The sequence below is a fragment of the Proteus myxofaciens ATCC 19692 genome, from assembly GCF_001654855.1.
GTDB classification, from domain to species: domain Bacteria; phylum Pseudomonadota; class Gammaproteobacteria; order Enterobacterales; family Enterobacteriaceae; genus Proteus; species Proteus myxofaciens.
In genome coordinates this window covers 35,978-61,520 of sequence record NZ_LXEN01000014.1, presented here as the reverse complement: position 1 = coordinate 61,520, position 25,543 = coordinate 35,978, and the positions used below count along the sequence as shown (strand labels likewise).

Genomic DNA, 25,543 nt, shown 5'->3' with positions numbered 1-25,543 from the left:
CCAGTCAATTGTGACTTAACTCTAAAAATTGTTTTTTTATTAGTCTAGGTGATTATTCTATATTGGCTTTTTATGTGCAGAATATTACTCTTGTGTTACATCAATGTGAAATATTTGGAGTGTTGCCATGAAAGTGATTATCTTAGGTGGCGGTGTTATTGGCGTAACAAGTGCATGGTACTTAGTGCAACAAGGTCATGAAGTCATTGTTGTCGATAGACAAAATAGTGTTGCTGAAGAAACCAGTGCGGGTAATGCAGGACAAATATCCCCTGGTTATGCCACACCTTGGGGCGCACCAGGTATTCCGTTAAAAGCGATTAAATGGATATTCCAAAAACATGCTCCTTTAGCTGTTAGGCCTGATGGTTCACTTTTTCAATTACGGTGGATGTGGCAAATGCTCCGTAATTGTGATGCCTCTCATTATGCGATGAATAAAAGTCGTATGGTACGTATTGCTGAGTATAGCCGTGATTGTATTCGTCAATTACGTCAAGATACCGGCATTGAATATGAAGGGCGACAAGGTGGTACTCTACAACTATTTCGTGATCAAAAACAATTTGATAATGCTGCTAATGATATTGCGGTGTTAAAGCAAGAAGGTGTGGCTTACCAGCTTTTAAACGCTGATGAGCTAAAATTAGTAGAGCCCGCACTTGCTCATGTCAGCCATAAATTGACAGGAGGGTTACGCCTTCCTAATGATGAAACAGGTGATTGCCAAATTTTCACTAAAAAACTAGCAAAAATGGCAGAAGAAGCCGGAGTCACTTTCTTATTTAATAAAGATATTAAACATTTACTCTTTGATGGTGATAAAGTCGCAGGTGTGCAATGCCATGATGGTTTACTGACTGGCGATCATTATGTTGTTGCTATGGGATCTTATTCCACGGAGTTTCTAAAAGAGAGAGTCACCATTCCGGTTTATCCGTTAAAAGGGTACTCTCTTACAATGCCTATCATCGATGAATCAAAAGCACCTACATCCACAATTTTAGATGAAACATATAAAATTGCGGTAACACGCTTTGATCAACGTATTCGTGTTGGCGGTATGGCGGAAGTTGTTGGTTTCAATCTTGATGTTTTAACATCTCGTTGTGAAACATTGAAAATGGTGGTGCAAGATCTCTATCAAGGTGGTGGTGATATTGCAAAAGCTGAATTTTGGACAGGCTTGCGTCCAATGACTCCTGATGGTACTCCTATCGTAGGACCAACGGCTTATCGTAATTTATCACTTAATACAGGGCATGGTACGTTAGGCTGGACAATGGCATGTGGTTCAGGTCAATTACTAGCGGATTTAATTTCTGGTAATAAACCTGCAATAGCCGCTGATGATTTATCTGTATTCCGTTACATAGACGGGTTTAATACTAAATTGCTGCTCCCAGGACAGAAACTTGATGCAGTTTATTAATTGAGGAGTTTTTATGTCTAGACCAGCAAAAGTTACTCTGAATTTAGAGGCACTAGCCCATAACCTTGCTGTAATTAAACATAAAGCGAAAAATAGCAAAATATGGTCTGTTGTTAAAGCGGATGCATATGGACATGGGTTATCTCGTCTTTGGCCTACATTAAGTAAAACAGATGGTTTTGCTTTAATTGAGCTAGATAATGCCATTATGTTAAGAGAAGAAGGGTGGCTTGGGCCTATTCTTCTTCTTGAAGGTTTCTTTAAACCTGAAGATGTTTATTTGCTGGAACGTTATTCAATAACAACGGTAGTACACTCTGATTGGCAATTAGAGGCAATAGATAAAGCACAATTAGAACGGCCTATTAATATTTATTTAAAACTTAATAGTGGAATGAATAGATTAGGATATCGACCTGAGCAATATCATCAAATTATTCAGCGTGTAAAGAATATCCAAAATATTGGCTCAATTACTCAAATGACCCATTTTGCGAATTCAGATACTGGTGTGAATATGGATAAGCAAAAGCACGTTATTGAGCAAACAATGATTGATGAGTTACCTCGTTGCCTTGCCAATTCAGCAGCAACGCTGTTTTATCCTGAAACTCATTATGATTGGGTGCGTCCTGGCATTATTCTTTATGGTGCATCACCATCAGGTATTTGGCAGGATATCGCAAGCTTTAATTTAAAACCCGTCATGACATTTTCCAGCGAAATATTATCAATTCAACATGTCAAAAAAGGTGAGCAAATCGGCTATGGTAGTCGTTATACTGCTTCACGTGATATGCGTGTAGGTGTTGTCGCATGTGGTTATGCTGATGGTTATCCTCGACATGCGCCTGATGGCACTCCTATTCTTGTTAATGGACATAAAACACAGCTTGTTGGACGTATATCTATGGATATGCTGACCATCGATGTTACTGATTTTGCTGATGTGACTTATGGCAGTTCTGTAGAACTATGGGGTGAACACCTTCCTGTTGATGATGTCGCTAGCGCATGTGGCACAATAGGCTATGAATTGCTATGTGCGATTGCACCTCGTGTAAAAGTGGAGATTGCTAAAAATGGCTCTTATTTAAGTGATTTCAATAGAAATAACCCAGTAGACAATAGCCAAAATCAAAACAAAATTAATACCACTTTTTCTGATCTAAATGAAGGTTGTTGATAGCCACTAAATTACAATAACAATATGTTTGATTTGGTGATTATCTTATGAATAACGGTATCTCATTACGTATAAAAGGGAAAGTACAAGGGGTAGGATTTCGACCTTTTGTTTGGCAATTAGCACATCGCTTTCATTTATTAGGGCAGGTAAGTAATGATAGTTTAGGTGTATTAATCCACTTATTACCATCAGAGCATGAAAGGCAATTTATTAATGCCCTAAAAGACGAATGTCCACCACTGGCGAGAATAGATACAATTGAACAATCATATTATCAATGGGAACAGTTACCCATTGATTTTATAATTGTGAAAAGCGGTGGTGGCGATATGGATACACAGATTGTTCCTGATGCGACAACGTGCCAAGCTTGTATTGATGAGTTATTTGACCCCACTAATCGCCGTTATCATTATCCTTTTATTAATTGTACTCATTGTGGTCCACGTTTTACTATCATCAAAAAAATGCCTTATGACAGGCCATTTACCTCAATGTCTTCATTTCCATTTTGCCCACAATGCCAACATGAATATGAAGATCCCGCTAATAGACGCTTTCATGCTCAGCCTAATGCGTGTCCTGAATGTGGCCCTCATATTTGGCTCACGAATAATCAAGGTGAACGATTAGCAACGAAAGACCAAGCGTTGACACAAGCCTGTGAAGCATTACTAGCTGGTGAAGTTATTGCAGTAAAAGGCGTTGGTGGATTTCATTTAGTCTGCGATGCGAGTAACAAGGATACTGTTGCGTTATTGAGAAAGCGTAAACACCGCCCTACAAAGCCGTTTGCAATCATGATAAATAGCGACGAGCAAATTAGCGAAAATAAACAAGATCCTGATTTTAGAACAACAGCCTTAAATGTGCTTCATAGTAGCGCTGCACCTATTGTTCTTATTCCTAAGAAATTTGCGCCTCATGTTAGTGAACTCATTGCACCTAGCTTAACTGAATTAGGTATTATGTTACCTTCTAATCCATTACAGCATTTGCTATCAAGAGGAACACAAATTCCTTTAGTAATGACATCAGGTAATGCCTCAGGACATACACCCGCTTTGACGAATGAAGAAGCATTGTCTCAATTAGGCAATTTAGCTTCTTTATTTTTGATGCATGATCGCGACATAATCCAGCGAGCCGATGATTCACTAGTACGCATTGAAGGTAAACATAGTGTGATGATCCGTCGTTCAAGAGGTTATGTGCCTGATGCGATTTCTCTCTCAAAAGACTTTAAAACCAAACCTACTATTTTGGCTTTAGGAGGTGATCTTAAAAATGTTTTTTGTTTATTAAAACAACATGAAGTGGTTATGGGCCCCCATTTAGGTGATTTAGATGACATTAGTGTACAAGCGCAATTATTAAAATCACTTACTCTTTTTAGGCAAATTTATCGTTTTAGACCTGATGCTATCGCTATTGATGCGCATCCTAGCTATATCAGCCATCAATTAGGTAAAACACTTGCTAAAGAACAAAATATTCCAATTATTACTACTTATCACCATCACGCTCATATTGTGGCTTGTTTGGCTGAGCACGGGCATACACATGAACAAGGCCCTGTGATTGGCATTGTGCTTGATGGTTTAGGGTATGGACAAGATGGAGAATTATGGGGTGGTGAATGTTTATTAGCTGATTATAAAAAATCAATACGAATAGGTGGATTACCCGCAGTCGCTATGCCTGGTGGAAATTTAGCATCACGTCAACCTTGGCGTAATTGGCTGGCACAATTAGATGCAGCCACTATGGACTGGCGAGATAGTGGGATCACGAAAATAGTTTCAGAACATGACGTTCAAATAGTCAATAAAGCTATTGAACGAGGATTAAACTCACCGAAGGCGTCATCTTGTGGGCGATTATTTGATGCTGTAAGTGCGTCTTTAGGGTTAGCGCCAAAAGAAGTCAGTTGGGAAGGTGAAGCGGCATGTTACTTACAGACAGCGGCGTTACAGTGTCACGTAAAGAAATATGATGAATTAATCAAGCAGTATGGGCATATAATGCCGGTGAATAATAATCATCTTGATTTGGTTTTTTTCTGGTCACAGTGGCATAAATTAATATTGAGCCCTACTGAAAAAGCGTGGTTATTTCATTACTTATTAGCACAAGGTTTAAGCCGTATCGCGTTGCAAACTGCCGAAAAATATCAAGTTAATACAATTGTTTTAACGGGGGGAGTCTTTAATAATACACTATTGAAACAATTAGTGATAAAAAACTTAGCTAATAAACGCGTATTAACGCCTATAATTTTACCAATAGGTGATGGGGGCATTGCATTAGGACAAGCCCTTATTGCCAAGTATTCGTTATAAAATTTAAAATAATAATAGGTAGATTGTATCTTATTTGTGTAATTTATGACTAGAATAAGATTTAGACCACTAATTTATTAATCACAATATGGAAAATCATCGTGAGTAACAAGATTATTATTTCTTTAGCCGTTATCGCCGGCTTAAGCACACCTGCCGCCTTTGCTGGAGAATGGTCAGTAGGTGGCTCAGTGTTAGCACAAGTAACACCTTATAAAGGCGCTAAATCTAAAGACTATTTATTACCAGTTCCTTTGGTTAATTATGAATCAGAGAATTTTTATTTCGCAACGTTAGCTGCGGGATATTACTTATGGAAAACCCCGAAAGATCAACTTTCAGTTGATTTACATTATTACCCACAAGCGTATAGACCTAAAGATAATGATGATGAGCAAATGAAAAAGCTCAATCGTCGTCGTGATACGTTAATGGGGGGATTCACTTATAAACACCAAGAATCTTGGGGTAATCTGCGCGGGATTGTGTCTGGTGATTTATTAGGTAAAAGTAACGGTATCATTGTTGATGCTGCTTATTTGTATCCTTTCCAATTAGGTGACTGGTCTTTCCAACCTGGTGTGGGTGTTGTTTGGGAAAACAAAAAACAAAATCGCTATGCTTATGGTATCAGCCATGCAGAATCACAACGTAGTGGTTTAGCTGAATATACGCCAAATGATAGCTGGAGACCTTATATTGAGGTTTCAACCAACTATAAGATGACTGATAACTGGAAATTCTTTGCGAAAGGGCGTGTTGATCGCTTATCTAGCGAAGCTAAAGACAGTCCAATGGTCAATAAGTCAGTAACTGCAATTGTATGGACTGGTGTCACTTATTCATTTTAATGAATAACCATTAAAAGGAAAAGAAGCGGTGGATTTAATTCAGCGCTTCTTTTTTATTTTTATGCGATGAACCTCGAATAAATGGTAGAGGCTGGCTATAGGATAACGTGCTATGAGTTTTTCTATTAATCTAAATTATTCAGAGAGTTTAATACCAAGAGCGCAGTAGCCTTTTCTAATATCTCGTTTTCCGTTTCAACACGTTGAAGTTTTTTCTTTAATCACGTATTTCAATTTGATTGAACGTGATAGGGGAGGCTTTTGGCGTTTTTCCTGCCTGCTCGTCCTAGAGCTGCTTTACTTAGCCAGTCATAGTAAAAATCAATATTTATGGCCTTAGCTGCATTTCCAACCTTTTAGTTCTGATCCACAATCATCTGGGCAAATACTCGTTTAAACTCTGGACTGAAAATTCGTTTTTCATTAAGTCATCTTTATTGTTTGAGGTAAGCATGTCACCGCTATTCAGGTGGCCAAATTTATTAAATTATTACATTGTGAGCATATGCAAAAAAATAACATACTAATTAATATGAAATCTCTAATTAAACAATATTATTAAGATTAACTAACACGCGTTTAATTTAATTTAAATAGAAACATTAATATTAAGTGATACTCTCAATTATGTTAATTAAAACTAATATTGCTATGAGAGGTAATTAGACATGAAAATATTACTGTTATTTTTTTTCCTTTTATTAAGTGCATGTAATTTAAATTATAATGGAGATATAAAATACAAAACAAATTCAACTAATCCAGAGATCGGTAATTATAGCGATTAATGGAAATATCATTTTTTAATAAAGATTTCATGGTTATTTTTAACAAAACAAAGAGAGTTTATATATGACAACAATTAATGATGTTAATGATTTATTACGTAAAAATAAAGTAACTTGTAACTGGGATGTTCTTCTAGCTTATGATCGTAATAAAATTAATAAATTATGTTACGAGCAGTATGTCGATAAAGTCGCGGAAAACAAACATTTTCCGATATTTAATTATAATAATGAAAAATATGGAATTTTATTTAAAGATATCGTTTTAGGTCCACCATTAATTTCTTTTGAAAATTCTAATGTTACAGACTCCAGTGTTATTGTCAGATTGAAGTTTATTTCTGGCGCCTTAATTTATACTGATAGTGCTAATCAGGTTATACAATGGGATAATATCACTACCGGGCATGATTATGGTTTAAAAGTCAAAGTTGAGCTGAAACAAGGTATCGGTAATGTCAGTCAGGATGGCGATATTACTATTCATTTTGATCAAGGTACACTGCTGGATGTGGAAGGTCTGGGTGAACTGCCTGATGAAGTTTTATCAGTATTTAGAAATTACCTGAAAAATACGCAGGTTGATTACAGTATGGGTGAATTGACTCATGATAATATGAGTAATGATTTATATCCTCAGAAATTTATTGTTCGTACCCAGCCTCATCCTGATTCGAATAATAAAAACAGCAATCATAATGAGGATGGTGCAATTTTAGTTTTTATTTCAACTAGAGAAGATGGGGTCGGAAATTTACCATCATATAATCAACCATGGATTATTCCGGATAATAAATCGTCCACAATGGTGATACACGACAAATTATTATTTGGACCATTTCTGGCTGATATTTTTAAAGAACGAATAACCCATTTTCAAAGTAAAACTGAATATGTATCAGGGGATAAGTCAGGGCTCTGTTTTACTGATGGTTATATTGAGACCACAAATGTAATAAAAGGTTATGTTAAAAGCTTATTTTCTACAGTACGCTCACGCAGCGCTAGTAGTTACTACTCATCACGAAAAGCGCGTCTTTCAATGTCTGATTTTCTTATTCAGGCAGACGATGATGGAAGCAGTATTTCTGGTAAGTTTACTAATCCTGTATTTTATGACTTATTTGCTTATGACTTGAATGCCCCTTTATATTATTCTTCAGGAGTTGAAAATATAAAGTTTAATCGAAAAGGATATTTTAAAGCCAAACTATCATTGGATAAAGATGATAATGTTGTTTTCAATGGCGGTGTGGATTTTCAAATTACAGATACTTCCAGTAATGTGAGTATTGGAACATCAGCAAGCAGACAATTTGCTAAAGAAGCCACAGATAATCTAAACCAGTCCGATCTTTTTGAAATCCCTAGCATCAAAACCTTTTATCTGAAAAATATTCTGTTCCCGGGTAAAAATATTTTACATTATGATGATGTTGCTATTCCGTCAGACCTAGTGCTTTACGGAAATATGGTTGAATCACTAACCTCACTCACCATTGAGCCTCAGGAAACATCTATAAGTTGTGGACAGACAATAAACTTTAAAACTTACTCTCAAGATGGCTCAGAATTATCCTCTTCCGTTACTTGGTCTGTTTCTGGAGTAGGTAAAATTAATCAGAACGGTGTCTATACAGCCCCAGATATTGGTTCAATCACGCAGAATAAAAATGTGGTTATTACTGCAAAACATTCGGATGGGCGAAAAGGAATTGCGCTGATCACGTTATTAGTCTCCCCATTATCACTGACAACCTCTTTTATTTCCTTTACCGAAAATAAATCACTTGAGCCGTTTACGTTTAAAGCTGTTTTACCATCGTCAAATAGCAGCGAACAAGTTAAATGGAGTCTGGAACCTGAAAATAATACGGTAGTATCCCCTACTGAAGGGTTCGATATTGGTAGCATTGATAATTATGGTATTTATACACCACCCAAAGGTAACTATCCTGAAGGTTATTATATCTTATCCATTTTGGCTACAGTTTCTGGGCATACTGAACGAGCGCTAGTTTGTCTAAAAAACGAAGATAGTACTGCAACAGAGATTAAACCCGCATTTTATGATGGGGTAACCTCTGTCTCTGATAAAAAGTTACTGAGTACCAGTGTGCGTCGCATTGATGCGGATAAGTGGACATTAATTCCGCCAGTTGGCTCATTATCAGAAGTACGAAGCTACTCTGATCCTAAAAATACCAAAAATACAATATGGGAAACGGATTATACCGCTCCTAGTGTAATTACGCACCCTCAACTTGTTGTGATTAAAGCCGGTAGTAAAGATGAGCGTGATGATGATTTTGCAGGTATCTCTATTATTAATTTATTACCTGATCAATCAGTCTGGTCTCAAGTTAACAGTTTGGCATTTTTCCAAATCATGTCATATCAGGGTACACAAGAAGATACCATTTATGGAAATGGACTGAACCAGAGTACGATGGTTATCAAAATAACTGCTTTGGATGAAAATGAAAATGAAATAAAAATTCCTACTGAAGATATTTATCCATATATAACATTAATTGATTTCAATACAGGTGAAGATATTTCACTCGATGAAAACTGGTCTTATACCATTAAGAAAAATGAATATAACCGGCATAAAACAGAAGGTAATGATGATAATGTCTTATTATACGTTACCTGTAAATCTGGAGGATATAATAAAAAAGTCGCTGCAAAAATCAGATTAACGAAACCAGGCGCGGAGATTAAAGAATACTCCACTGGATTACACAGCACTGCAGGGCTGGATAGTAGTGTCAATATTACTTCATTGGCACCAATTGATTACCGAAAAGAGGAAAATTACACCTTAGAGAGGATATCACCAGTAAAAATAGTTGATAATTTATTGTGGGCTAGTTCGGCTAGCAGTAATAGTCATACAGGGCAATTACACCGTTATTCTATCAAGTTTTCCCCTAAAGCTAATCTTGGTACTGTATTTAAAGAAATACAGTTACGCTATTCACCTATTCTAAATGGTTCTGTTAATAGAAAAACTCAAAACTGGGCGACTGAGTATGAAGAAGATTCATTTTCTCTTTTAGGCAACGAAGGATTACCTTGCTGCGGAGTAAATCATTACTCGGGTGATCAGGGAACTACAGCAAAAGTGATGGTAATGATAAGTTCCGGAGAAAAGGACTATGGAGAGAATGCGTGTTTTAACGGTAATGTTTATTTTCAGAATGTAAATGGAAAAGAAAAATACAGATTACATTCTGGCATACGAAGCTACTCATCATTTACTGAGAATAATGGCAGCCTGAATTTTACAGGGTATGAGTTCAGTATTCCGGATAAAAAGGCTGAAGAATTAGGCTGGGTTAACTCACTTAACGAGGTACGAGCTACCGTGACAGATGAATATGGCAATACATCCAATCTAACATTCCGCTGGGACGATAATAATAATTATGCTTATCCAGCAATTTATTAATCAGATCTATTATCTGAATAATTAACTGGAATTGTAATCCCAGATGTATCGGGTGATAAGCGACGATTCAACCTGTCGCTTATCACCTTCATGTAAATATAAAATTTACAAAATAAGGAATTATTATGTCAGAAAATTTCACATCATCAGCCTCTAATTTTATCAATACCTCCTCCGGAAATGTTGATCCTCGTACCGGGATGTATAATTACTCTTTTTCTGTGGCAACCTTGGCAGGAAATGCTGGGTTGGGTCCAAATTTGAATGTTGCGGTCAGTTATTCACCACTGACAACTACAAATACGGGATTTGGTACCGGTTTCTCATTGCCGGTCACTCGTTATGATAAAAGTACTCAAACATTACAGCTGTCAACCGGTGAAAGTTATAAAGTTAATGAGGTTGATAATAAATTAAATGTGCTTTATTCAAAAAATATTCATTTTCGTACTGAAGTGAAGAATGATGGTTATTATATTTATTACAACGATGGCACCGTTGAGCGACTCACAGCCCCAGGGAAAGGCGGGGATATCAAAGTGGCTGAGATAATCATGTCTCCTAGTAAACGGGTTATGACCCTTAAATGGGAGAATTTTGGTAATGGTAAGCGATTACTCGCTGTAAGCGATGAATATGCGAAGAATGATATCCCCAATTTACTGAAGGTAAATTATACTGCGGCAGGTGTTACTTTTGACGTTTGGCCAGATTCTAAGGAACACTATGCTATCAAATTGAAAATGCTGAATAATTTCGTGATATCCGTTACCAACAGTAGCATAACGCCAGCGTTGGTCTGGGCATTAGAATACAATAATAAGAAGCTGATTTCAGTGGTTAGTCCAGAAGGCATGAAAGAACGGGTGACGTATAATCAGAACGGTCATAAGTTTCCACTCGGTAGTCCGAATCCGCCTTTGCCATATGTTACCCGTTACTGGCAAACAGGAAAAGACGGGGCGTTAATTAGTGACCGGCGTTACGTATTTTCGGATAAAAATTTCCTGGGATTTGGTGGAAATGGTGGCAGCACATGGAACAATGATACTGATTTTCTTTATGGTATGGCGAGTGATTACCAGTATAGCAGCACCGAAACGATTGTGGATGAAAATGAATCATCACTGAAGCGGATTCAGAGGACATACAGCAATTACCACCTTCAGACTAGGGAAGAAAGCACCTTGCCGGGTAGTGGTTGTACATCGGTGAGTGAAACAAAATACTACTCGGTCAGAGGCCTGCCTTTTGAAAAACAGCCAGTGCAGTTTCAGTTTCCGAAGAAAGTAACTGCTACCTTTACCGATAATTCGCTGGCATTAAACGAACGTACTAGGACAGAAATTACGTTAACGGAATTTGATGATTTTGGTAATCTGATTAAAGAACAGACTCCCGATGGTGTAATTACAGAATATACCTATTATCCGGCAAATGGAGAAGAGGGGAATTGCCCGTCGGATCCTAATGGTTTTGTCCGATTTTTAAAAAAGAAAACCATCAAACCGCGGGTCAGTGAGTACAATGATACGCCGCCAGAGGTAACAACATACCAATATGGAAATTTGGGAGACTCCGATTGTGTCGTATTAACCGAAAGTAAAACATATTCCGGCACACAACTGTTATCCACTGACATTATAAACTATGAAAGCGAAATAAATAGTCTTGAGTTTGGCCGCATTGTGGAGACGATAAATATACTACACAATGAACATGGGAATTTTGAATCAAAAAAAATCATTAAAACTACGGCCAGTGATGGTGTGATGACTCAAATTGAGACCACCATCGGTCATGATAAATTAACGATTACGTCTAAGAGAACAGAATCCATTTATTCCTCATTGTTACTGAGTGAAACTGACATACAGGGAATAACGATAAAATACACTTATGATAAGTTAGGTCGTCTTATTACTAAAACAAATGCATTAGATACAAACTATGAATGTACTACGTACTGGCATCATGAAATCAAAGAAAATGGTTTCGCTATAATACAAACAGATCCTTCAGGCCAATGCGTTAAACAATTATTTGATAGTGCAGGTCGTGAAACTTATTCATTTACAAAAGACTCCGATGGTGAGTTTTATCTTACTAATACAATTAAGTATAATTTATTAGGGGATGTATCAAATGAAGAAAAATATGACTGGTTATCCCATTCGAATAAGGCCGAAATGTTCAGTTTAAAGTCTATATCAGCCTATGATGATTGGGGAAATAATTATAAAAGTGAATTTAGCGATCTGACTAATTATTACAAAAAGCTAGACCCCGTATCTATGACAATCACTGAATATACGCAAGGAAAAAAAAGATCTTCATTTGGTAGGAAAATAACTACTTTGGATAAAATTTCTCAATTACCTATAACTGATACGTTTGTAGATAAAGAAGGAAAAACACAAGGAAAACGTCATTATATCTGGGATGGTTTGGGGTTGTTACGTAAAGAGACCGATGAGAGGGGCAACTCCATTAAAAAAACTTATGATGTTTGGGGCCGAGTTTTGAGCGAAACATTTGCGGACGGCTCCATTTTGAATCGTAAGTATGCTCCTCACTTAACAGGGGATTATGTAACAGAAATGAACCTTACTGGCCCTGATAAATTAACAGAAACCTATCTACTGGGAAGACAAGAATTTGATAGTTTGGGTCGATTAATTTCCAGTACTAGCGGAGGAAGAACCACAACTTACACATATGAAGGTGCAGCACCAGTACCGGCAGTCGTTACTCAGCCTTCAGGAAAAACACTACACTATACTTATATTGCAGAATTAAATTATGTTGTCAGTGAGATGATCTCTGATGATGTTACTCAAATATTTACTTATGATAGTAAAACAGCTAAGACTCTGACAGAGAAAGAAGGAACTGTTTGCAATACTAATCAATGGACCCCTTCAGGCTATTTAAAAGGAGAGGTTTTTACTCGTGATGGTCATGCCGACACAACTGAGTATACGTGGTCACTCAATGGTGATATAGCAACATATACTGATATCAGTGGCAAAAAAACATCATATGGAAGGGATAATCATGGTCGATTAGTGACTATTATGAATGATTCACTAACAGCTAATTTACAATATAACGACCATGGCCAGTTAGATATACAGAAAGTAACCAATAATATGACGGGTTCAGAACTGACGACCAAATTTGAATTTGATGATTTTGGCAGAGAGACTTGTCGTATTATAAGTGATAATAACGGCATGAAGTTAGCTTTGTTGCAGAAACTAATGTTGAATGGTCTTCTAGAATCACGGACCACACAACTAAATGATATAGCAGTAAGAGAAGAAGTTTTTAGTTATGATGTTCGTAATAGATTAGTAGACTTTGCTGTATCTGGAAGAGATCTTCCCTCAGATTCTTACGGAAATAAACTGGTTGAGCAACATTATCATTATGATGTATTAAATAATCTAAAAGTTGTGATTACTACACTAGCTGATGGCAGTGAGAATACAGCAACTTATAGTTACAATAATGCTGATGACCCAATGCAGTTGACTTCCATAACAAATACACATAATAGCTATCCAGCAACAATTTTTCTGAAGTATGATTCTAACGGCAGAATGTATGCAGATGAATCCCATAGAATACTGAGTTATGATGCGGTTGGACGATTACGTAGTATAAGTAAGGATAATGTTATATTGTGCAATTACACTTATGATGCACAGAATAAGCTCATTAGCCAAGATATAAACAATAAAGAAATCCAGCAATTGTATTATTGTGGTAACGAATTAGTTAATGAATCTTTGACCAAACAACAAACAATTAGTTTAATCAAACAAGGGCATACTTGTATTGGTATATGTGATGGTTCCGACCTTTCCTTAATCGCTAGTGATCAGAATGATAGTCCTCTGTGGTCAGACACAAGCAAAGAAATAGAAGGAAAACAGCATATTTGGTCTCCATACGGAAGTGGAAATACAGATGATTTATTATATGCTTATAATGGTGAGCGACCTGATCCCGTGAGCGGAATGTATCATTTGGGGAATGGTTATCGTACTTATAGTCCTGTACTGATGCGTTTTAATAGCCCTGATAATATGAGTCCATTTGGTGAAGGTGGAATTAATACATATACATATTGTCAAGGTGATCCAATTAATTTTACTGACCCGTCAGGGCATTCATCCCTTGGGCACAGAATTTGGGCTGGCATTGGTCTGGTTTTCGGTACATTAGGTAGTATTATGTCACTATCTGCTTGTGTCGTTTCTTGTTGTATAAAAGCGGATTATCCACGTCGAAAATCAACAGGGGCATTTGCCAGTGTAACCTCGGCAATATCGTTAATTTCTGGAGCGATAGCGTACTTATCTAAAGGTAATGAAACAACGGAAAGAAACAGTACTTGGGTTTCACTTGCTTTTGGATTAGTGTCAGCGCCCTCTGGATTCTTTTTTTTAGGAAAAAAACGCCAGGAGCGTCATGATTCTCAAGATTGGGAGGCGCCAATGGGTTTTTGGGATAGAATTAGGAATCAAGGGCAGTCGCGTCATTCACAATCGAGACGACGACCAAGTATATCTTTCAATAGACGTTCAAATAGAAGTTCAAGAAGTTCAAGAAGTTCAAGAAGTTCAACAAGTTCAACCAGTTCAACCAGTTCAAATAGCCGTGCTGAGACAAATATTCCTTTAGAATCTATGCAAAGTGCGGAGCAAGGGGCTGAGTCTTTTAAGAGTTTAAGTGCAGCTGAGTTAATTGATAGAATTATAAACAACCCTGATAATAGCAATAATATTATCCCTAAAACAATAAGCCATTCTGATTGGAGAGATCTTCGCCTTAAAATACATCCAGATAAAAACATGAGGGACAGTAGATTGGAAGGTAATGCAAATAAAGCCTTTCAAACGGTAATGAGATGGAAGGCCGAGAGAATTTTTACTATTTCATATCCCAGCACGTCATTTGCATAGTTGAAAATTAATTAAGTGGTAATCCCCCCGAAAAATAAGAGTATTCATAAATGGAATTTTTCGTAATATGAATCAATCGGGGGGGTTAATATAAAAATGGAGCTATTTTAAGAGTATGTACATAAGATTGGGAGTCTGTCCTTGAGGCACTGTTGCAAATAATAAAATTAAGTTTTTCGGCTAAAAATTTAATTTTATATCAAAACTCGGTTCACTAGGATTATTTCTGAGCTATTTACATAGGATCGTTTAAATAACCAATGATGATTTAACTTTTCAACAACCGCATTATTCTAACACACCAATATAGCCTTGACTTGGGCACACATCATAACTTTTCAGTAACACTTTATATTGTCTACTTGTATATTGACTTGCATGTTCACGGTAAAAACTCAACCTTTTAAGAGAGAATGTAAGTTATTCGCCATCATTAAGACCTGTATTTACCAATGATGTATTAATTTCCGATGTCATGTACCAACCCATAATACGCCGAGAATATAATCCATTACGATGTGAATATAGAGCCTACCTTCTGGTATTTTTAAATAGGCTATATAACTTGCCCAGATTTCATTGACCGCACTCAGATTAAAGCTGAATACACTCTTTTAGTAAAGTTTGTACATTTATTAAAACTATTAAAGGAGAATAGAAAATATATTTAGATATATAGGGAGAAATTAATAGTTACTCTGACACTTACCCAATAATTAAACCTAAAATAGTTGTAAATAGATTGCTTTTAAGGCAATTATTGAGTTGAAGTGATGCTATCTAAACTAAAAACTTGTATCAAGTTCAAAATAACGAGGTATAAATTGATATTTAATTAATTGATAAATAAAGGTATTAACATTTTTTAATTAAATGTTTAAAACATTATTTTTTTAAAACCAAAATATTTCTGTATTATATTTATAACAATGATTTATATATTTAATTTTTCTAAATGATCACATCTTTAAATTATGATAAATGGAGAAGAAAATGTTACTATCAGGAAAACTACGTAAATTTGTTTCCGTAGTTGAAAATCAGTCAATTAAAAAAGCATCAGAAAAAATGAATTTAACTTCATCAGCTATAAGCCAAGGGGTTTCATCCTTAGAGAAAGAATTAGGGATTAAGCTTATAAAAAAAACAATTATGGAATAAAATTAACCAATAATGGTATGGATTTCTACGATAAAATAAAACCACATTATGACGCATTGTTTGATATAGCCAATGGTTTAAAAAACAAACAAACAAATTTAATTATTCAAACAGATAGTTTGCTTTACACTGATATAAGTAGATTTATAAAAAAAACAACATCTAAAGATAATTTAAATATATCCATTAAATATAGTGATGATCAAAAATTCACACAAAGTTTGCTTAATGGTTTTTGTGATATATTTATCTTGCGTGAGAATTTAAAAATTGAAAATAATAAAATATGTAAAAAAATATTACCAACTGAAAAAATAGGAATAATTGCTCACAAAAGTCTTTTTGAAAAGTATAATAAAATAGACGTCCTTATTATAAATGAATTTTTAATATTAAAGGAGATTAATTATCAAAAAGAAGCTTTTTCTTATATAGAAAAAAATTATAATGTAAAAGTAAAAAATAAAAGAACAATTACCAATATAGATCTATTTATAGGGTTATTGAATGGTTGTGGTTATACTTTAAATAATAACGATTATTTTAATAAGATTGGCGGTGTCTCTAACGGATTTATTTTTATTCATCCTAGCGATTTATGTTTTTCAAATAGATATGTATATTTTTTAAATAATACACCTTGGATGGAATATATATATGATTTTATCGGAAGCTCTGATTAAACATTCTATTATTGGAAGTTGAGGAATAACGTGATTAATCATTTCCTCAAATTAATGATCTCCTCGCCAAATTAGCGCCAAGCTAAATTAGAGATCATGGTATTTTCCCAGACTTCGGATGAATTTCTCCGAAGTCTGTTTATTTGGTAGTGTTGCAAATTCTTTGAAAAAGTTCAGGTATTTTTGTTCTCAGATTATTATCACAATAATCAATTATCTACTCACTGGACATTATCTCAACTTAAATAGTGGCACGAATAGTCGTTGAGGGCTTCGTTTTTCAATTGCAAAGCTCTTATCCAGTTGAAGAAACACGTTTATCTTGTGTAGAAAGTATTTTTCTATTTTTCAGCAATATTTTTTCGTACACGAACCACTAAAGATAATCGACCTGGATGAATGTTATCCGGTTTTAATGGTTTATGAATACGCGCTGTTTCAACACAAGCCATTTTACGATATCCACCTGAGCTCATATCTTTCATCGAGCTAGCTAATTCAGCGCCAGGATTCCAGCAAACAACATCGCTATGATGATAATGGTGGACTTCAATTGTGCGATCCCAGCCATCATCATGGATAAGATTGAAATCTTCTGGCTCAGTATAAAGCCTGTCAGTGCGTCCTTTATAGCGTAAAGCCTTTTCTTCGGTATACACTTCTTTATCAGCCACAGTATCGATATAGTGACCACCGAGGCCTGAGACAGAAATATTATCTATATCACTGACATTAAAATAAGAGTGAAGGGCTGCGGTGGCTTCATAATCGCCATAAGATTCCAGCTCTATTTCACAAGTTTCGCCTAATTTAAATCGGGCAATAACAGTAAATTCATGTGGCCAGTATTTTTTTGTTTGTTGGCTTTCTTTAAGTGTCATGGTGATAAGTACACCATCATCTTGTTCAGAATGCGCACTAAATTCCCAAGGTAGAATACGCGCAAATCCGTGACTTGGTGTACCAGCAGAAGCAAACCACGGCCAACAAATAGGGATACCACCGCGAATAGCAACACCAGGTGTGAATTGAGAAGCCTCACTTAACCAAAAGACAGGATGTTCTTCTACAGGTTGCCACGCAATTAAATGTGCGCCTTGAAGACTAATTGCAGCACGGACTTTGGGGTGAGAAATAACAAGAATAGGTAATTCACCAAGCTGCCGACGACTTAAGTAAGGTGATATTTGTTCAATAATCGGCAAAGAAAATATTTTCTCATTCATTATTTTATGACCTTATGTCATGACTATTTTAATACATTAATTTTAATACAGTAATGGCACTACAATAAACTCAATCGTTAAAAAATAAAAGAGCCACCTAAAGGGTGGCTCTAAGAGAAATCTTGCTTTCTTAAGCTCTAATTATTTAGAGATATGAGAAACGAGATCTAAAACTTTGTTTGAATAACCAACTTCGTTGTCGTACCAAGATACTAATTTAACAAAGTTATCGTTCAGCGCGATACCTGCTTTAGCATCAAATACTGAAGTCAGAACTTCACCGTTGAAGTCAGTTGAAACAACGGCATCTTCAGTGTAACCCAGTACGCCTTTCAGTTCGCCTTCAGATGCTTCTTTGATTGCTTCACAGATTTGAGCATAAGTAGCAGGTTTTTCCAGACGAGCTGTTAAGTCAACAACAGAAACGTTTGGAGTAGGAACACGGAAAGACATACCAGTCAGTTTGCCGTTCAGCTCAGGGATTACTTTACCTACAGCTTTAGCAGCACCAGTTGATGATGGGATGATGTTTTGAGAAGCACCACGACCACCACGCCAGTCTTTCATAGAAGGACCGTCAACAGTACGTTGAGTTGCAGTTGTTGCGTGAACAGTTGTCATCAGACCTTCAACGATACCAAATTTATCGTTGATAACTTTTGCTAAAGGCGCTAAGCAGTTAGTTGTGCAAGATGCGTTAGAAACGATATCTTGACCTGCGTATGATTTATGGTTTACACCCATAACAAACATTGGTGTGCTGTCTTTTGAAGGACCAGTCAGGACAACTTTTTTCGCGCCAGCTTGGATGTGTTTACGAGCTGTTTCATCAGTTAAGAACAGACCAGTTGCTTCTGCAACAACGTCAGCACCAACTTCGTTCCATTTCAGATTTGCTGGATCTTTTTCTGCTGTTACGCGGATGGTTTTGCCATTAACAACCAGGTGGCCATCTTTTACTTCAACAGTACCGTTGAAACGACCATGAGTTGAATCGTATTTTAGCATGTAAGCCATGTATTCTGCGTCTAATAGATCGTTAATACCTACGATTTCGATATCTGAACGTTCTTGTGCAGCACGGAAAACGATGCGGCCGATACGACCAAAACCATTAATACCTACTTTGATAGTCATATGTATTCCACCAGCTTTATTAGTGAATTAAAAAAGTTGCTTCTAAAGTTACCAAAACCGCGCCAGTCGTCAAGCGGAATCGTGTCAATAATTGCAAAATATCAATTAAAAAACCACTTTTTGCCTAAAGATTGGCCGTTTTAGCTAAATGTTACGCTGTGTATTATCGGGAACATCGCCGATAAATGAACTGACCTTTGTTTCGATATGTGAAATATATCACATTTCATAAACTAAAGATTTCTTCAATTGATTTTAGACTATATTTTCCAGATTTACTGTTAAATCTTTGTTATTATTTAGCGTTGTTTTAAAAGCATTTTTGTTGGAAAGAGGTATTTATGGTAGATAAAAAAAAGAACGTGAGCAATGGTAAGAATAATGATCGCCTTGATTTATCAACACTCAATGAAATGCAACATTACGTGACACAACAACAGGGCACAGAACCCCCGTTTAGTGGTAAATTACTTCATAACCACGAAACAGGTATTTATCACTGTATCTGTTGTTCTGCACCTTTATTTTATTCTGATACTAAGTTTGATGCAGGCTGTGGTTGGCCTAGTTTTTATCAACCAGTGAGTGATAACGCGATTCGTTATATTGATGATTTCTCGCATAATATGAAAAGAACAGAAATACGTTGCCAACAATGTGATGCACATTTAGGTCACGTTTTTAATGATGGCCCAGCACCAACAGGTGAGCGTTATTGTGTTAATTCAGCATCACTTTCCTTTACAAATAGTGGCTCTGGTGAAGAACAAAAGGGCTGATATAAAAGGAATTTCACAATAATTAAACAACTGAAAAAACGATTCAGCGTTTAATTAATGAACTAAGTAGTTATAGCTAGTAATATAATGGTAATGTATAGTTATCACTTGGTAATTAAAAATTAATATAATTCATAGGGTTGCGACTGAATTAAGAGGCAAGCAATGGAAGTGAATGAGCTAATTTCGATGGTGACACCTGAGATTTATCAACGTCTTTCAACTGCTGTTGAATTAGGTAAATGGCCAGATGGTGTTGCATTAACTGAACAACAAAAAGAACACTGTATGCAGATAGTATTATTATGGCAGGCAAAGAATAATCATTCTCCTGAGCATATGACTATTGGTACTAATGGTGAAATTACCATAAAAAGTAAGCAAGAATTAAAAACACAATTTCAATCTGAGCGTTTAGCAACATTAACACCGATAGATGATTAAATCTTCTTGGTTACATCAAAATTCACTAAGGCAATGATAAATCTTTTTTATTCATTGCCTCCTCTTTTTATTGTACTAACAGTAATATAAATAATATATTTTATTTATTATTATGGTGTAGTATTAATTGAGATATCACCAATCTTGCACCTTTATTTTGCATCTGTGCTAATGCCTCTTCGCTATCATTTTCTTGAATATTCACACCTTGACAACCATCAGTTATAACCGAAACTTGATAACCCAGATCAAGCGCATCCAGCACTGTAAATTTCACACAGTAATCCGTTGCAATACCGAGAATATAAAGATGATCAATATTCAATTTTTGTAATAGAGTATGTAAACCTGTTTGGTATTTATGGTCGTTATCAAAAAAAGCGCTGTAACTATCAATATGGCGATTTTGACCTTTATAAATAATATGCTCAATTAAATGTTTGTTGAGAGAGGGATGAAAATCTGCGCCATTGCTATCTTGAACACAATGAACAGGCCACCATACTTGAGGTAGACCATTTAATTCACCAACTTCACCGATAAGAGTATTTGAATTTACTGCGAAGCTGAGGTGATTAGCAGGATGCCAATCTTGACTAGCAATAATAACACCGTGGGTTTGATTAAAATGACCGATCATCTGATTCGCTATTTGTACAACGTTATCACTTTTATCAACAGCTAATGAACCACCTGTACAAAAATCATTTTGTATATCAATGAGTAATAACGCTGAATTTTTCATAAATAACTACCTATAGACTTAATCGTTATCATCGAGTGTCATTTCACCACGTAAATTCTGTTGCATTAAAGCGCATATTTCAGTGTAGCTATATTGTTGGCTAAGCAGATAATGAAGTTTAGTCAAAGCTGCTTCAAAAGTCATATCATACCCACTAATGACGCCAGCATCTGCTAATGCTTGTCCTGTCGCATAGCCTTTCATATTAACGCGCCCTGAAATACATTGCGTTAGATTGATAATAACAATCTCTCGTTCTATTGCATCTTGTAATGCAGATAATAATGCTGGATGAGAAGGTGCATTACCGACACCATAAGAACGTAAAATCAGCGCTTTTACAGGCTGCATTAAAATATTATTAATCACCTCATCAGAAAGACCAGGATAGATAGTGACAACGCCTATCGGTTGAGGTGTGATGGTGTGTGCAATAAATTTCCCTTTTTGCGTTGGAAATGGACTGATTTTAAATGTTTTAATATTAATACCCGCCTCTAACAGTGGAACGCTATTCGGTGAGGCAAATGCATTAAATCCATCAGCATGTGCTTTTACAGCACGATTTCCGCGATAGAGCGTATTATTAAAGAATAAGGCAACTTCGTTAATAGCATGATGTGCAGCAATATAGAGGGCATTCAATAAATTAGTTTGACCATCGGAACGCAAAGCTTCTAATGGAATTTGAGAGCCTGTAACAATAACGGGTTTACTTAAATTCTCAAACATAAAGGAGAGAGCAGAAGCCGTAAATGCCATTGTATCAGTACCATGCAGAATAACGAATCCATCATAATTATCATAATTTTTGCTGATGTCATCAGCGATAGATTGCCAATCTTCAGGTGTAATATTAGAAGAGTCAATTAATGGAAGATGCTCTTTTATCGTGAAATCAGGCATTTCTTCGCGATGGAATTCTGGCATTTTAGCTAATTGACGTTGTAGATGCCCAGATACAGGAATATAACCATGAGAAGAATGTTGCATACCGATAGTTCCACCCGTATAGACAACGTAAATTGATTTTTTTTGCATCAGTATGAGCACTCTTATTATCTGTTGTAAGAAATAACTCATTATAGGGGGTTTACAGAATAAAAAAAGGTAGGCGTTAAAAAAACAAAAAACAAAAAAATAAAAAATGATGTGTTAAATCATTGTATTAAATTATTTAAGATAAAAAATAAGTTAAATAAGCTTAAGCATATTATATTACCAAAACGGGTAATTGTTAGAGAAATGTACCTGCTCTAATTGAACAGGTACATAAAATAGATGCGTTATTGAATATCACCACAAGATAAACAATAGGAATAACGATTTTGTGGATCGTTCATATTACGATAAAACTCTGTTTTCGTTTTCATCTCATTAAGTAAAGGTGCGGGTAAATATGCTTGTAATGGATCTGGAATGAGCACTTTAGCGCTAGATGAAAGACTCATTAATATCTGCTCAGATAAACTTAATTCTGGTTTCATCCAATCAACAACAGGCTCTTTAATATCTGCCATTTTTGCAGCTACATCAATTGCAGTATCAAAATCACCGAATTCATCGACTAAGCCCACATTTTTTGCATCTAATCCGACCCAAACTCGGCCTTGCGCAATCTGATCAACTTGCTCTGGAGTTTTATGACGAGATTTAGCAACTAAATTAATAAATGTTTTATAACCACTTTCGATATTAATTTGAAACAACTCTGAAAACTCAGGTGATAATTTATTTGTAATAGAAAGTCCTGCTAATGGTGATGTTTTAACACCATCACTATAAACACCGACTTCACTTAATGTATTTTCAAAAGTATTGATTACACCAAAAATACCAATAGAGCCGGTGAGCGTTGAAGGGCTAGCGATAATCTTAGTTGCTGGTGTTGAGATCCAATACCCCCCTGATGCAGCAAGACCACCCATTGAAACGACAACATGTTTCTTTTGTTGTTTAAAGGCTTCGATTTCACTACGAATTTGTTCTGAGGCCGAAACACTACCACCAGGGCTATTTACACGTAAAACAAGGGCTTTGATATTAGGATCAAGACGTGCTTGACGAATTTGGTTAGCGATAGTGATGCCTCCTGCTGATCCTGGAATACTTTCACCATCAATAATTGCACCTTGAACAACGACAACAGCGATATTACCGTTATCATTTTCAGGAATATCAGCCGTTAAGTTAGAAGCATAATCATAAATACTGATGTTTTTAAACTGTTTTTTATCCTGATCCCAGTCAAAAGTTTCTGTCATATCGGCTTCAAATTCAGCGTAAGATTTTACGCTATCAACGAGTTTTTGATTAAGTGCATAAGTTGCGTTATCGCCATCGGCTTTACGCAATTTTTCAATCATGGCTTGAGCACCAGGGAATACATCTTCTTTAGTAATGCTACGATTTTCAGCAAGCTGTGTAACGTAATTAGACCATAGTACGTTGACTAAACGCTCTGATGCCTCACGAGAGGCTGCTGACATATCATCACGCATTAAAGGTTCAACAGCAGATTTATAAGTACCAACACGGAAAATATGTGTATTAACTTTAAGTTTGTCTAATAAACTTTTGAAGTAAAGATTTTGGAAACCAAAACCTGTAATACCGACTGAGCCTAATGACGTGAGATAAACTTTATCAGCATAAGAGGCAAGATAATATTGAGGTTGAGTATAGTAACCGCTGATGGCGAAAATAGGTTTCCCTGTTTTTTTAAATTCGGTTAGCGCTTTTCCTATATAATTTAAAGAAGGCTGATCTGCACCTGCAAATTCATCAAGCTTTAATACCATACCTTTAATCTTAGGATCGCGAGCAGCACTACGTAGTGTGTCAACAACTTCAAATAATGAATTTTCTTGTAATTGGCTAGCAGATACACCCAATAACTCTCTACCAACTTGACCTAATGGACTTTGATTAGCAGTTTGATCAACAATAACACCTTTAAGATTGACTAATAAAGCACCATCATAATCAGTAGGCTTTTGTGTATCTTTGGCAATAAAAAATATACCAATAACAACAAATAGTAGAACGAAGAAAATAACGTTTAAGATTAACTGCCTGATAAAGTTAATAACGCGCCAACTAAATTTAAATATTGCACCTATTAACCCCATAATTTTATTCATATTATCTCCACATCATGTAAAGCTAAATTTAATCCTAAACAGTTTTGCTAGAATTATTAGTAGACGGTAAATTCACTGTTATAACTAGCTGAATACTTAACTCTTTCTATAAATGTTCATCTTAAAAACATCACACAAATAGAATGTAATGAAAATGGCGCTATTGATTACAATTTACAATGACATTTTATGTGAAAGTCCCATTTAACAGAATGAATTTAATACAAGAATAATCAACATTCTAATATAGTTGATATTGAAAGTCTGTCATTGATTTATCATGACTATTTTCAATACCTATTTGCTTAAGTTAGTGTTAATTATTTTGCAAACCAGCGTCTTATTTTAATAAAACAATACTAAGCGATGGTTATAAAATAAAACCTTAATGAATTGTCATTACTTAAAAAACAAGTGTAAATGTGCATGTAATTAGCAGGTAAATTTTAAACATGTATGCCATGAATGAAAAATAGTAGCAATAATCTTACTCCTTAATTTATAAAAATTTTCCGCTTAAATTTAAGGATGGTGGTAAGATAACAGTTTGTTATACTGAGAATTGATAACAATTGTCCATACCGATAAGTGTGGGATATTGCTAAAATAATATGCTGACAGGAGAATCAAAAAATGGATGCATTAACACTGCTTTTAAACCGTCGTTCAGCTTCTCGACTGACTACACCGGCACCTGATAACAAAGCGCTTGATGCAATTTTGCAAGCAGGTATGAGAGCACCTGATCATGGTGCATTGAAACCTTGGCGTTTTGTCGTTATGCAAAATGAAGGAATTGAACGCTTTAGCGAATTATTACACAAAGCGGCAGTGACCAGTAATTTAGGCTCTGACGTTGAAGAAAAAGCAAAAAATGCGCCTTTTCGTGCTCCGCTTATCATCACGGTAATTGCGACGGTAAAACAACACCCTAAAGTGCCTGAATGGGAACAAATTGTTGCTGCTGGTTGTAGTGTACAGGCTATGCAAATGGCTGCTGTGGCTCAAGGATTCGGTGGCATTTGGCGGTCTGGTTCTTGGACTCATGATACTGTTGTGAGAGAAGGGCTTGGCTGTGGTGAACACGATCATATTGTGGGTTTTCTCTATTTAGGCACACCTTCATTGTCTGCACCAACAACGGCTTCTCCTGCTGACTTAACTGATTTTGTGACTTACTTTTAAAGAGGATG

General features: G+C 35.9%; 16 protein-coding genes and 1 pseudogene. 11 read left to right on the top strand and 6 right to left on the bottom strand.

What is annotated here, in order from left to right:
- Positions 1-127: 127 nt before the first annotated feature.
- The 4 genes from M983_RS01620 (at position 128) to M983_RS01605 (ending at position 5,814) form a co-directional block, all read left to right on the top strand.
- Positions 128-1,432 carry a D-amino acid dehydrogenase gene (locus M983_RS01620; protein WP_066746046.1) on the top strand — a complete coding sequence of 435 codons (1,305 nt, stop codon included), beginning with the start codon at positions 128-130 and terminating at the stop codon, positions 1,430-1,432.
- Between the two features lie 13 nt (positions 1,433-1,445).
- Positions 1,446-2,618 carry an alanine racemase gene (gene alr, locus M983_RS01615; protein ID WP_083954521.1) on the top strand — a complete coding sequence of 391 codons (1,173 nt, stop codon included), beginning with the start codon at positions 1,446-1,448 and terminating at the stop codon, positions 2,616-2,618.
- Positions 2,619-2,665: 47 nt separating this feature from the next.
- A complete protein-coding gene (gene hypF, locus M983_RS01610; RefSeq protein ID WP_066746044.1) occupies positions 2,666-4,963 on the top strand; it encodes a carbamoyltransferase HypF in 2,298 nt (765 codons plus the stop codon).
- Positions 4,964-5,064: 101 nt separating this feature from the next.
- On the top strand, positions 5,065-5,814 hold the full coding sequence (locus tag M983_RS01605; protein WP_066746041.1) for a MipA/OmpV family protein: 750 nt from the start codon (positions 5,065-5,067) through the stop codon (positions 5,812-5,814).
- A gap of 51 nt (positions 5,815-5,865) precedes the next feature.
- On the opposite strand, the pseudogene M983_RS17845 reads toward M983_RS01605, so the two are convergent.
- Positions 5,866-6,191: pseudogene (locus M983_RS17845) on the bottom strand (IS3 family transposase); the annotation flags it as partial.
- Positions 6,192-6,666: 475 nt separating this feature from the next.
- Here M983_RS17845 and M983_RS01600 point away from each other — a divergent pair.
- From M983_RS01600 to M983_RS01590, 4 genes are all read left to right on the top strand, one after another.
- A complete protein-coding gene (locus M983_RS01600) occupies positions 6,667-10,059 on the top strand; it encodes a hypothetical protein (RefSeq protein ID WP_066746033.1) in 3,393 nt (1,130 codons plus the stop codon).
- Positions 10,060-10,184: 125 nt separating this feature from the next.
- Positions 10,185-15,032: an RHS repeat domain-containing protein gene (locus tag M983_RS01595; RefSeq protein WP_066746030.1), complete on the top strand. Its 4,848-nt coding sequence runs from the start codon at positions 10,185-10,187 to the stop codon at positions 15,030-15,032.
- Positions 15,033-16,025: 993 nt separating this feature from the next.
- Positions 16,026-16,193, top strand: a complete 168-nt coding sequence (locus M983_RS16940; protein WP_167348667.1) for a helix-turn-helix domain-containing protein — start codon at positions 16,026-16,028, stop codon at positions 16,191-16,193.
- Between the two features lie 17 nt (positions 16,194-16,210).
- A complete protein-coding gene (locus tag M983_RS01590; RefSeq protein WP_066746027.1) occupies positions 16,211-16,876 on the top strand; it encodes a hypothetical protein in 666 nt (221 codons plus the stop codon).
- A gap of 341 nt (positions 16,877-17,217) precedes the next feature.
- Here the strand turns inward: M983_RS01590 and M983_RS01585 are convergent, their stop codons facing one another.
- Complete coding sequence (locus M983_RS01585) at positions 17,218-18,102, bottom strand: D-hexose-6-phosphate mutarotase (protein ID WP_066746024.1); 885 nt, start codon at positions 18,100-18,102, stop codon at positions 17,218-17,220.
- 141 nt (positions 18,103-18,243) lie between these two features.
- A complete protein-coding gene (gene gapA, locus M983_RS01580) occupies positions 18,244-19,239 on the bottom strand; it encodes a glyceraldehyde-3-phosphate dehydrogenase (protein ID WP_066746022.1) in 996 nt (331 codons plus the stop codon).
- Positions 19,240-19,580: 341 nt separating this feature from the next.
- Here gapA and msrB point away from each other — a divergent pair, with 341 nt between their 5' ends.
- Together msrB and M983_RS01570 are read left to right on the top strand one after the other, a co-directional pair.
- Entirely contained in the window at positions 19,581-20,018 is a 438-nt protein-coding gene (msrB, locus tag M983_RS01575; RefSeq protein ID WP_066746019.1) for a peptide-methionine (R)-S-oxide reductase MsrB, read from the top strand.
- Positions 20,019-20,183: 165 nt separating this feature from the next.
- Entirely contained in the window at positions 20,184-20,462 is a 279-nt protein-coding gene (locus M983_RS01570) for a YeaC family protein (RefSeq protein WP_066746016.1), read from the top strand.
- Between the two features lie 100 nt (positions 20,463-20,562).
- Here M983_RS01570 and pncA read toward each other — a convergent pair whose 3' ends face one another.
- The 3 genes from pncA to sppA all read right to left on the bottom strand — a co-directional run bounded on the left by pncA (position 20,563) and on the right by sppA (position 24,350).
- Complete coding sequence (gene pncA / locus M983_RS01565; RefSeq protein WP_066746012.1) at positions 20,563-21,207, bottom strand: bifunctional nicotinamidase/pyrazinamidase; 645 nt, start codon at positions 21,205-21,207, stop codon at positions 20,563-20,565.
- Positions 21,208-21,225: 18 nt separating this feature from the next.
- Positions 21,226-22,248, bottom strand: a complete 1,023-nt coding sequence (gene ansA / locus M983_RS01560) for an asparaginase (RefSeq protein WP_066746009.1) — start codon at positions 22,246-22,248, stop codon at positions 21,226-21,228.
- A 245-nt stretch (positions 22,249-22,493) separates the two neighbouring features.
- Positions 22,494-24,350, bottom strand: coding sequence for a signal peptide peptidase SppA (sppA, locus tag M983_RS01555; protein WP_066746006.1), 1,857 nt, complete (start codon positions 24,348-24,350; stop codon positions 22,494-22,496).
- A 633-nt stretch (positions 24,351-24,983) separates the two neighbouring features.
- On the opposite strand from sppA, the gene M983_RS01550 reads away from it, so the two are divergent.
- Positions 24,984-25,535, top strand: a complete 552-nt coding sequence (locus M983_RS01550; protein WP_066746002.1) for an NAD(P)H nitroreductase — start codon at positions 24,984-24,986, stop codon at positions 25,533-25,535.
- The last annotated feature ends 8 nt before the right edge of the window (positions 25,536-25,543 follow it).

Excerpts from the sequence above, each read along its gene's own strand:
- M983_RS01550 (WP_066746002.1), top strand. The coding sequence starts at position 24,984 with ATGGATGCATTAACACTGCTTTTAAACCGTCGTTCAGCTTCTCGACTG.
- M983_RS01600 (WP_066746033.1), top strand. The coding sequence starts at position 6,667 with ATGACAACAATTAATGATGTTAATGATTTATTACGTAAAAATAAAGTA.
- ansA (WP_066746009.1), bottom strand. The coding sequence starts at position 22,248 with ATGCAAAAAAAATCAATTTACGTTGTCTATACGGGTGGAACTATCGGT.
- pncA (WP_066746012.1), bottom strand. The coding sequence starts at position 21,207 with ATGAAAAATTCAGCGTTATTACTCATTGATATACAAAATGATTTTTGT.
- M983_RS01620 (WP_066746046.1), top strand. The coding sequence starts at position 128 with ATGAAAGTGATTATCTTAGGTGGCGGTGTTATTGGCGTAACAAGTGCA.
- M983_RS01585 (WP_066746024.1), bottom strand. The coding sequence starts at position 18,102 with ATGAATGAGAAAATATTTTCTTTGCCGATTATTGAACAAATATCACCT.
- M983_RS01590 (WP_066746027.1), top strand. The coding sequence starts at position 16,211 with ATGGATTTCTACGATAAAATAAAACCACATTATGACGCATTGTTTGAT.
- msrB (WP_066746019.1), top strand. The coding sequence starts at position 19,581 with ATGGTAGATAAAAAAAAGAACGTGAGCAATGGTAAGAATAATGATCGC.
- hypF (WP_066746044.1), top strand. The coding sequence starts at position 2,666 with ATGAATAACGGTATCTCATTACGTATAAAAGGGAAAGTACAAGGGGTA.
- M983_RS01570 (WP_066746016.1), top strand. The coding sequence starts at position 20,184 with ATGGAAGTGAATGAGCTAATTTCGATGGTGACACCTGAGATTTATCAA.
- gapA (WP_066746022.1), bottom strand. The coding sequence starts at position 19,239 with ATGACTATCAAAGTAGGTATTAATGGTTTTGGTCGTATCGGCCGCATC.
- alr (WP_083954521.1), top strand. The coding sequence starts at position 1,446 with ATGTCTAGACCAGCAAAAGTTACTCTGAATTTAGAGGCACTAGCCCAT.
- sppA (WP_066746006.1), bottom strand. The coding sequence starts at position 24,350 with ATGAATAAAATTATGGGGTTAATAGGTGCAATATTTAAATTTAGTTGG.
- M983_RS01595 (WP_066746030.1), top strand. The coding sequence starts at position 10,185 with ATGTCAGAAAATTTCACATCATCAGCCTCTAATTTTATCAATACCTCC.
- M983_RS16940 (WP_167348667.1), top strand. The coding sequence starts at position 16,026 with ATGTTACTATCAGGAAAACTACGTAAATTTGTTTCCGTAGTTGAAAAT.